Source organism: Verrucomicrobiota bacterium (assembly GCA_037139415.1).
Lineage (GTDB): Bacteria > Verrucomicrobiota > Verrucomicrobiia > Limisphaerales > Fontisphaeraceae > JBAXGN01.
Window position 1 is genome coordinate 112058 of the sequence record JBAXGN010000001.1, and the last position, 9661, is coordinate 121718.

Annotated in this window: 9 protein-coding genes; 3 read left to right on the plus strand and 6 right to left on the minus strand. The window is 56.0% G+C overall.

The window, feature by feature from the left end:
• Positions 1-6 precede the first annotated feature (6 nt).
• From WCO56_00415 to WCO56_00425, 3 genes are all read right to left on the minus strand, one after another.
• The gene (locus tag WCO56_00415; GenBank protein MEI7728004.1) at positions 7-1584 is read right to left on the minus strand and encodes a hypothetical protein; all 1578 of its coding nucleotides are present in this window, start codon (positions 1582-1584) and stop codon (positions 7-9) included.
• 67 nt (positions 1585-1651) lie between these two features.
• On the minus strand, positions 1652-2674 hold the full coding sequence (locus WCO56_00420) for a polysaccharide deacetylase family protein (protein MEI7728005.1): 1023 nt from the start codon (positions 2672-2674) through the stop codon (positions 1652-1654).
• Positions 2675-2744: 70 nt separating this feature from the next.
• Positions 2745-3638, minus strand: coding sequence for an AraC family transcriptional regulator (locus WCO56_00425; protein ID MEI7728006.1), 894 nt, complete (start codon positions 3636-3638; stop codon positions 2745-2747).
• Between the two features lie 77 nt (positions 3639-3715).
• Between WCO56_00425 and WCO56_00430 the strand changes: the two genes are divergently transcribed.
• Both WCO56_00430 and WCO56_00435 read left to right on the plus strand, forming a co-directional pair.
• Positions 3716-4690, plus strand: coding sequence for a uroporphyrinogen decarboxylase family protein (locus WCO56_00430; GenBank protein MEI7728007.1), 975 nt, complete (start codon positions 3716-3718; stop codon positions 4688-4690).
• Between the two features lie 19 nt (positions 4691-4709).
• Positions 4710-6071, plus strand: a complete 1362-nt coding sequence (locus WCO56_00435) for a Gfo/Idh/MocA family oxidoreductase (GenBank protein MEI7728008.1) — start codon at positions 4710-4712, stop codon at positions 6069-6071.
• Here the strand turns inward: WCO56_00435 and WCO56_00440 are convergent.
• From WCO56_00440 to WCO56_00450, 3 genes are all read right to left on the minus strand, one after another.
• A complete protein-coding gene (locus WCO56_00440; GenBank protein ID MEI7728009.1) occupies positions 6064-6438 on the minus strand; it encodes a response regulator in 375 nt (124 codons plus the stop codon). The genes WCO56_00435 and WCO56_00440 overlap by 8 nt on opposite strands.
• Positions 6439-6587: 149 nt before the next feature.
• Entirely contained in the window at positions 6588-7514 is a 927-nt protein-coding gene (locus WCO56_00445; protein ID MEI7728010.1) for a sugar phosphate isomerase/epimerase family protein, read from the minus strand.
• A 107-nt stretch (positions 7515-7621) separates the two neighbouring features.
• Positions 7622-9142: a Gfo/Idh/MocA family oxidoreductase gene (locus WCO56_00450; GenBank protein ID MEI7728011.1), complete on the minus strand. Its 1521-nt coding sequence runs from the start codon at positions 9140-9142 to the stop codon at positions 7622-7624.
• 278 nt (positions 9143-9420) lie between these two features.
• On the opposite strand from WCO56_00450, the gene WCO56_00455 reads away from it, so the two are divergent.
• A partial coding sequence (locus WCO56_00455) for a type IIL restriction-modification enzyme MmeI (GenBank protein ID MEI7728012.1) occupies positions 9421-9661 on the plus strand: 241 nt, incomplete at its 3' end.

Genomic DNA, 9661 nt, shown 5'->3' on the forward strand with positions numbered 1-9661 from the left:
TCAACCTTACTGCCCAAACCGCTCCAGGATTTGGTCGGGCGTCATATTTTCTATTCCAGTCTCACCGGATTTTTGAAAAGTAATCATGGCGGGTAGTTGTCCCAAGTCGTTCGGGAGCGCCGGTTTGCCAATGTATTGGTAGCCATTGGCCGTGAGAGCCGACAGAGCGCGATAATATTTCTCGCGGTATTCTTTGGTCGCCGTCGGGCCTGCCTGCCGTTGCCTTTTCTCAACGCTCGGATTGATGATATCGTTCAAAATATCCGCTCCGGGTGCCCCACGTGGCGATACGGTATTGGTTTTGATGACGGATGGCGGAGGGTTGTCCCCGGAGTTATTTGCCGGAACCGGTGCTGGAGGCATGGAAGGCGCCGGGGGCGGTATAGGCGTGGGAACAGGCGGGCGGGCCTTGGCGATCACTGAATACGAGACCAAGTTTGTAAGGGTAGCCGTGTCCAGCGTGAGTCCCTCGACCTGAAATAGAATGTTGGTCTCCGTGGCATCCACCACGGTGCTGAATAGCACCTTCTCCCGCGTGCGCACCACGATGGTGTCGCCCGGTTGGGCCAGCCGCTTCATGTTTGAAGCCGGCTCCGGACGGATGGGACCGTCCGCGACGTTTTGCGAGGAAGCGGCTGGTGCGGTTTGGCTGGCGGAAGTTGCTGGCATACCACCCACCGGATGACCTTGGCCGAACCGGGTTGGTTGTTTTTTTGGAGGTGAGGCGATGGTTGCGGCATCACCCCGCCGCAGCCAATCTAAGATGTATTCCAAGCCATTCGCTTTTTCCAAATCCACTAGGATTTTGATTTTTCCACGGGTGTAAGTATTCTGTAAGATCGCCTCCCGTTCCTTGGTTTTCCCTAAACGCCCCATGTATTTATAGGCGATCAACTCGCAAATTCCCTCGATGGTATCCTTGTCCAGAGGCGTCTGCCGTTTGTTTTCATTGATCCACATGTGCATGTACTCATGCGCGCAGGCCGCCACAAACCGATCCACGGCCAGTCCGCTCAAGAGTTCGACGGAGTGCTGGTACGCACCGTTGACGTAGCGAATGCTGCTGGCAACGCCAATGGTGGTGAGACCACCACTTTTATTGAGCGCATCAATGAAGGTGACTTCCGTGATCGCGTATTTCAACGCGTAGGTGGGACCGAGCATCCGTTCCACTTCATTTTTGGTATAGCGAAAGAGCGCCTCAGCCCGATCAGGGAGCAGGACGGAGGTCTCCAGGTCAAAGTGGCAGATAAACCGTCCATCCGCAGTTTTGGCAAAGCGGGCGACGGCGGGCAATCCGCAGAGAAAGCACCGATCTTCCACCTTGCTGCACGTCTCGCACAAAGTGCCACGGGCATGGCGGTAGCGGGGAATACTGGTGGAAATCATCCGTTCGCAGGCAACGCAAGGGTAGGCGCTGGTCAAGTCGCCAGCAGCGCCCATGCCTCGATCGGTCAACAAGGTCAAGGCGAGCAATCCCAGAAGGGAAGCCAGGACGTGCAATGGCCGACGGCACGCCTTGGAAATATGCGGCCTAACCAGCACTTTATCCCAGCGACCTACGCTCATTGATTGTGTTTTCATTGGCTTAAGCTTGGATGAAATCTGCCAGCGGCATGACCGGATGGCAAGGGCGAATTGCGCCCGATTTTCACCTCGCCGGCTTAAGCAGGATTTCCCCGGTGATCGGTATAATCTCGTAGCGTACCGTTCCTGCCGTTACTGTGACATTCGTTTTGGTCGAGCCTTGGATTACGATACATTCCTTCCAAGTCGGCGGCACTTTGGTGGCAAGCGACAGGGGATAATCGTAAAAGGTCGGATCGGATTTGCAGGTGAGCTGAATTTGGATTTGTTTGGCATCCGATTGGACTTCCTTGATCTCGGCACTTTTGCGTTCGGTGAGGTACTTATGCCAGGAAATCGCATCGGTCAACCAGAGTTGTTCCCGGCAGGATTCCAGTTTGTCGAGCAGGGCGATAAATTGCTCCATCGGGGTCACCAACCAATCCCCGCCGACGCCGTGAAAATCAAGGTGTCCCATTTCGCCCTTGGCGATGGCCTGGTCCACGCATTTCCGGATTTCATCAATCGTTTTCAGGTGGATGGGCGGGCCATAAAAAGATGGACGCTCAATCAGGTGATACTTCGCAAGCACCTGTTTCACTTCGTCTTCACTGATGCGCCATTTGACCTTGGGCACGCCGGGACGCCCGAAGGAGATGAGCCGGGGTTGTTTGCGATTGGGAAAGCATTTTTGAATGACCTCATTGCACTGCTCGATTTCACGATCAAATTCGGCGACGCTGAGCGCACCAGCATGGGTAAAGGTGTGGTTGCCGTATTCCATCCCCAAACCGGGCACATCTTTTTCCCACGCCTTCCGCTGGCTGGCATACGGCCCGTTGCCGGGATTGATATAAAACGTGCCGACGATCCCGCGTTTGGCCAGTTCCGGAATCACGTTCTTGACTTGGCTGACGGTGCTGTCATCAAAGGCGAGCAGGAAGACCGCCTGCTTGCCATCCTTCCATTTGAGGATTGTGGTGTTGGTCTGGCTGACCTCGGATGCTACAGCGGTGGCGGCGCTGAGTTTCACACCAACTAATCCAGCAGCCACCAGAACGGTGGTCAATCGGCGGAGCACGAGGGAGTATTGCGATAACGATTTCATGGGGTATTTTTCTGGTTGTTCAGGTTTCGGTGGTCGCCATTGAAAATTGGTCGAAAGGGTTGCCTGCGGGTCATATTTTTCCCCAGATTTTTTGGCGCAACTTGCGTGGGGAGGCACCCTGGATCTGACGCACCAACCGTGAGAAGTGGTAGGGGGTCTTGAATCCACATTGATACGCGATTTCAGAGATGGTGTGGCCCGTTTCGCCCAGCATGGCGATGCCGCGTTCGGTCCGCAGACGCCATAAATATCGAGCCGGGGGCAACCCCAGATTTTGCCGGAACTTGTAAATGAGCGCGTTGCGGGAAATACCCGCTGCCTGGGTGGCCCGGCTCAGGCAATCCTCGTCACCCAAATGTTCCGCCATATATTGGCAGGCCTTGCGCACGGGTTCGTTGGGTTCGGCGGAGGCGATGATGTCCCGCGCCAGGCGCAGATATTCAGAGAGAAAGCACAGCCCCAGGAAATTGATTTCCCGGGTAGCGCAGTCATCCAGCGGTAGGCGCAGGGAAAATGCGGCAGCATACAGATGGTCAAAAATCCGGCTGGAGGGAACCGCCCCACCGGTCGCCGTATTCAATTCGCGGCGCATGTCTTTCGGAATCAGTTCCGGGCTGACCGCACACCACGAGTGGTGGGATTGGCTTTGGGTTGAAAACCGGAACTGTTCCCGGTGGCCAGGATGGAGCAGGTAAACCCGCCCCACCTCCAGGTGATATTCCCGCTGGTCAATGCGTACGGCGCACCCCCCGGAATGGATCATGACCAATTGGTAATCGGGTTGGAGACGGGGCCCCAGGAAACCGCCCGGTTCATAGAGGATTTCACCAATGACGACGTGCCCGCTGCGCATTTGGCGATTTGCCCAACGCACCCGTCGCACCTTATCATCAAGGTTGGTGACCATGGCGGGATGGTAGCGGGTGCTGGCGGGCTGGCAAGCCTCGTTTGTGATGGCAGACATGTTTTTGTGAATACAGCCATTCCGATGGAGCGCGGAAAAATCTAAGCTGACAACGTGGTTATCAATTAAATATAAATATGGCAGCGAAGATATCATTTACGCCGGTAGTCTATGAACATGCCGCGCGTTTTGTCGGGCGCTCGCCCTGGGACGTTTCGCGCGATCCCGAACTGCTTTTCCAAGGTCATCGGGGAGCCTACCTGGAGTATCGGCATCAGGTCATTGCCGTGGGCATAGATATCTACAATATGGAGGCGGAGGCGTATGGCGCCAAAGTCGAGCAGCCGGACGATCATGCCATTCCCGCCATTCATCACCCTTTGTTTTCCACGTTGGAGGAGGCGCTCGACCTCAAGCCTTTTGACCCGGAGCGGGATGGGCGAATCGCCATGATCATCGGCGTCGCCCAGCGGTTAAAACGGGAATTTCCCGAAGCCGATGTGCGCATCCCAGTGGCTGGGCCGTTTTCCATTGCCTTCAATCTGCGCGGCATCTGCAACCTGTGCGAGGATGCCATCACGCGCCCTGAAGAAACGGGGAAAATGCTGATGTGCCTGGCGGAAAACCAGGGGGTGCTCTGTCGTGCCATCGCCAAGGCGGGTTTGGATGTGGCATTCTTTGAATCCGCCGCCGCCCCGCCCATTCTTTCCCCGCGTCAATTTCACGAGGTGGAGATGCCGGCCTTGCGCCGCATTCTGGAGGTGGCCTCCAATTGCATTGGTCATCCGGTTCCCTGTATCATGGGCGGCAACACCTACCCGATATTGGAGGATTTGATTTCCACGGGGACCAATTATCTGGCGGTCAACATCGAGACCAACCAGCGGGCCTTTGTAGATAAGGCGCTGGCGATCAATCCCAACCTGAGAATCCGGGTCAACCTGGACCCCGGCGTGGTCGCCTGTCTGGAACCGGAACGCATTTATCGCGGCATTGATCACGTGTTGGATATTGTGGCCGGACGCCCCAATTGCGTGATGGGCACCGGGGCCATGCCGTACGAAACCCCCATCGAAAACATCAAGCTTATCCGTGAATACATCGGCGCATAATTTTTGAAAGTTCAACACTATGAATCTCCATCGCTCTCTCAAAACAGGCCCGTCATCCCGCCGGGCGTTCCTGCAAACCGTCTCTGCCGCCGCCGCAGTGGCTCCGCTGGTGGTGCCCGGAAGAGTGCTCGGCTTGGATGGCAACGTCGCTCCCAGCAACCGCATTACCGTCGGCTTCATTGGCACCGGTCGCCAGACCATTTACGCCAATATTCCCGGTTTTCTCAAGGAAGACGATTGTCAGGGCGTGGCCGTGTGCGACGTGGATTCCTGGCGCATGGGCGTTGCCAAAAAGAACATCGAGGAGTTCTACGCCAAAAAAGCTGCCTCCGGAAATTTCAAAGGCTGCGCCACGTTCAGTGATTGGCGTGAGTTGCTGGCGGATAAAAGTATTGACGCTGTGATGATCGGGAGTCCCGATCACTGGCATGTTATCCAAGCCATGGCCGCGTTGCGCGCGGGCAAGGATGTTGCCTGCGAAAAACCGCTCACCCGCAACATCGCCGCCGGTCGCAAGATGAGCGATCTCGTTGCAAAGACTGGCCGCATGTTCCGCACCGATAGCGAATTTCGATCCAACAAAGCCTGCCATCGCGTGGTGGAAATGGTGCGCAACGGGAAGATCGGCAAGCTCCAACGCATTATTACCGGCACGCCAAAAGACACCACGCTAGCATCGCAGCCGGATATGCCAGTGCCCAAGGAATTGAATTACGACATGTGGCTGGGACCGGCCCCCTTGGCACCGTACACCGAGAAGCGCGTTCACGCCCCGCAGCAGCCTCCCAACAAGACCCGCCCCGGGTGGTTAGCGATCACGGATTATGCGGACGGGATGCTGGCCAACTGGGGCGCGCACCTGAATGACATTGCCATGTGGGCCAATAATACGGAACACACCGGCCCGATTGAAATCCAAGCCACCGGCACCTATCCGCCCAAGGGCAACCTATGGGATGTCATCCAGACCTTTGAGGCGCACTTCCTGTATGCCAACGGCGTAACACTCACCTGCAAAACCGACAAGCCCTATATGCGCTTTGAGGGCACCGAAGGCTGGGTTCAAGTGGTGTATCCCACCCAGATTGATGCCGAACCAGAATCGCTTTTAACCTGGAAGCCCGGCCCGAGTGACCTGCATCTGCCGTTTAAGCACAGCGAGAAGCGTGACTTCTTGGATGCGGTTAAATCCCGTCAGCAGCCGCTTTACACCTGCGAAGGCGGACACCGTAATAATTCGTTGTCGCATTTGGCGCTGGCGGCGATCGCGGTGGGGCGGAAGCTCAAATGGGACCCGGTCAAAGAAGTGGTGATTGGCGACGCCGAAGCCAACCAGGCGCTGGCGCCCAAACCGCTACGTGCCCCTTGGGTGGTCAGTTAGCGGATAGCAGCACTGCTGTCACTGCCGCTTGCAATTGTTCCATCGAAAACGGTTTTGCCAAAACGGCGTTTGCTCCCAAATGCTTGGCAATTTCGAGATAAGCATTCGCGTCGCCAGTGCCACCACCAGACATGGCGATGATCTTCACGGTTTTATCCTTGGCCCGTAAAGCTTGAATCGTTTCGATCCCTTCTTGTTCCGGCATGATCAGGTCAGTAATGATGATGGCGGGCGACCAATCGCGGTAAATCTCCATCGCCTTGAGGCCGTTTTCTGCGGTGCGGACTTCGTGCCCCATGCGTTGGAGCACCTTGGTCAGAACGATTCGCAACGAATCATCATCATCCACTAATAATATTTTAACCATAACCTGATTATCTTGAATAACGACTTTACCGATAAGAAACGCCTATTCCCATCATTTGATACGCCTCGATCCCATACTCGATACACTCTTCCACGGGGAATATGTACCGGGTACGGGCGCAGTGCAAACACCGCGCCCTACCCGGAAGGTTACTGCAATTCGATTTTGGCTTTGCGGCAGATGTCGCGCAGAGCCTCGGTGGCCACCTTGAATAGTTCCGGGCCGGTTTCGCCCGAGGAGCTTCCGGCCACTTTCAGGTGCGGTTCCAAGGTCAGGAACCCGTTGTAACCGGACTGCACGGCCTCGGTAAGGATTTCCTGGATGTTACCATCCCCCTGCCCCGCCGGCACAACTTTCTTGGTCGCTTTGTTGTAGTCTTTGACATGAATATGCACCACGTAAGGCTTCAACATCTTCCAGTTGACCAAGGTGTCATCCCCCACTTGGAGGAAGTTGGCGAAGTCAAAGGCGCACCGCAACTTCGGCGAGTTCACCGTCTTCAAAAGATCCAGGCAGGCCGGGCCTTTTTCGCCGTAGATTTCCTTCTCGTTCTCATGCACAAGGGTCACAGGGTGATCCTTGCAATAGTCGGCCTTAGCCTGCATGCGGCGCATAATCTCATCGCGATGCGGCGCGAAGTCTTTATCTTTTCCAGGCGGGAAATAGCTGAACACGCGGATGAGCGGGGCGGAGAAAAACTCGGCGACTTCCACCGCTCGCTTGAATTTGTCGAAATAGGCCGGCCACGGATCGGTGATCTTGGCCTTGCCGATGGGGCTGCCAATGCTGGCGACGCCCATGCCGTTATCCTTGAGTTTGGCCAGGACTTCATTGCGCATGGCGGTATCAAAATCCATGACGTTTTTACCAGCGACGGCCCGCAACTCGAAATAGCGGATGCCGAGTTCCTTGCAGACCTTGATCTGCTCCTCGAGCTTGGGCGAGATTTCGTCGGCGAAACCGGCCAGCTTAAGCGGGGCAACTGCGCCGAACGCGGACCACTCCAAGGTGGACACCGCCAAGGGGGCCAGCAAACTGGTTTGGACAAATTGACGACGTGAAATATGGGGATTCATAATTTTAGTATTGGTTTCTTTATGGAAAAGCCGCCCGGATGAATGTTTTCCACCGGGCGGCCTGTTGAATTCACATTATGGTTATCCGTATTGCCAGATGATTTCGTTTACACGTTTTCCGGCACAATGTACGGCGCGCGATACTGGCGCTTGAGCAACGCATTGGCGGCCTCGTTGTCAAACCGTTCAGTCTGCACATCGAACTTCAACGGCTGGCCGAGGGTTAGTTTATCGTTGTCAATGTTGACGTCGTTTTTGGCCAAGTGTTCCTTCATGCGTTCATAGGTCTCCTGCATGCCCTTGTATGCCTTCACGCCGTCCAGAATTTCGCCTTGGCTCTTCTTGGCGCCCACGCGATAGGAGACGTTACCGGTGTGGCAGAGAGAGCTGGAGACGTGGCCTTCGAGAATCGAGGCGTTAAGATCGGATTCCTTGCGGCTCCGGACGGCTTTGAGGAAGTTACCAAAGTGGTTTTCCGCGCCTTTCCATTCCTTGATGACCTTGCCGTCCTTGTCGTGTGCGGAGGCGGAGGTGTAGTTCGGCACGGAGACGTAACCGTTCTCGCATTCGACAACAACGCCCACGCTCGCGCCCTTGTATTTGTCCATGGCGGTCGCATCTTTTGCGGAAGGCAGGCCGCGCACTTCAAAAATGAGCGGGGCTTTTTCATACCCCTGATAGACGATCTGGGTGTTCGGGGTTTCGGCGTCATCGCGGTAACCCACGCGACCACCGGCGCTGAGGACGAAGGGAGCCAGCCCGGCTTCACCGAGGAACCATCGGGAAATGTCCATTTGATGAATGCCCTGATTGCCAAGGTCGCCCGCCCCATAGGCCCAGAACCAATGCCATTCGTAATGCACCGGGCCATTGGCTTTGCTGTTGCGGCGGGGCGGATCCATCGGGGCGGGACCACACCACAGATCGTAATTGATGCTATCCGGCACAGTCTGCGCCCCTTCCGTCAACCCAATGCTCTTGCGCGGTTTGTAGCAAAGGCCGCGGGCAATGATGATCTTGCCCAGATTGCCTTCCTTGACGTAATTGACGGCAGCCTGAATGCCTTCCAAGCTGGAGCGGCTTTGCGTGCCGGACGCCACAATCTGCTTGTGATTCGCCGCGCATTTGACCAATTGACGTCCTTCCCAAATGTTGTGGGAAATCGGTTTTTCGCAATACACATCTTTACCCGCTTGAATGGCCCAAATCGCGGCCAGCGAGTGCCAATGATTCGGGGTGGCGATGGATACGGCATCAATATTTTTATTTTCCAGCATCTTGCGCATGTCCAGATAGGTCTCGGCATCGAGAGATTTCAGCGTCTGCCCTTTGCCGCGCTTGCCGGTGACCGGGTCAATGCCGCCTTCGACGACCGTTTCCTTGCCCCGGTTCTTGTTCACCTTGTCCAGCAGGGATTGATCGCAATCGCACAGGGCGACCAGGCGGCAACCCTTCAAGGTAGTCCATTCCTTGATGTGCTCGGCCCCACGGCTGCGGAAGCCGATGACGGCCATGCGGATATCGCTGTTAGCCCCGGCAACTTGCGCCCAGGAACGGGCACTCAGGCTCGCTCCGGCCGCGAAAATGGCGGTGCTTTTGAGGAAGTTACGACGAGAGAGATTTGTCATATTAGTGGTATTCTTGATGTTTTTCAATGTTCCTTAAACATGGCCGCGCGTGATCCGACACCGACCGGCAACTGAATCAGGCAACGCCCTGTTCAGCCATAACCAGCGCGATGCCAGCTTCGACACGACATGTTCATTCAGGCTCATAGTTGACAGCAAGTAGGGGCAAAATCTGGAGCGCTGTCAAGCAAATGAATGCACGAAATGAATGCGTGCGTCCCCCGCTGCACGTTCACGTTCCCATTGACCGCTCCGCCGCGTTTGCTATCCTTCGCCCCATGCCGCTTTCATGGAATGAAATCAGACACCGGGCCATCGCCTTTGCCAACGAATGGCAAGGCGAAACCCGCGAGGCTGCCGAGCGACAGACCTTCTGGAATGAGTTCTTCCATGTGTTCGGCATCCGCCGCCGCACGGTGGCCACGTTCGAGGAGCCGGTCAAGAAACTCTCAAGGGATTGGGGGTTCATTGACCTGTTCTGGCCCGGCAAACTGCTGGTCGAGCACAAGACCGCCGGGG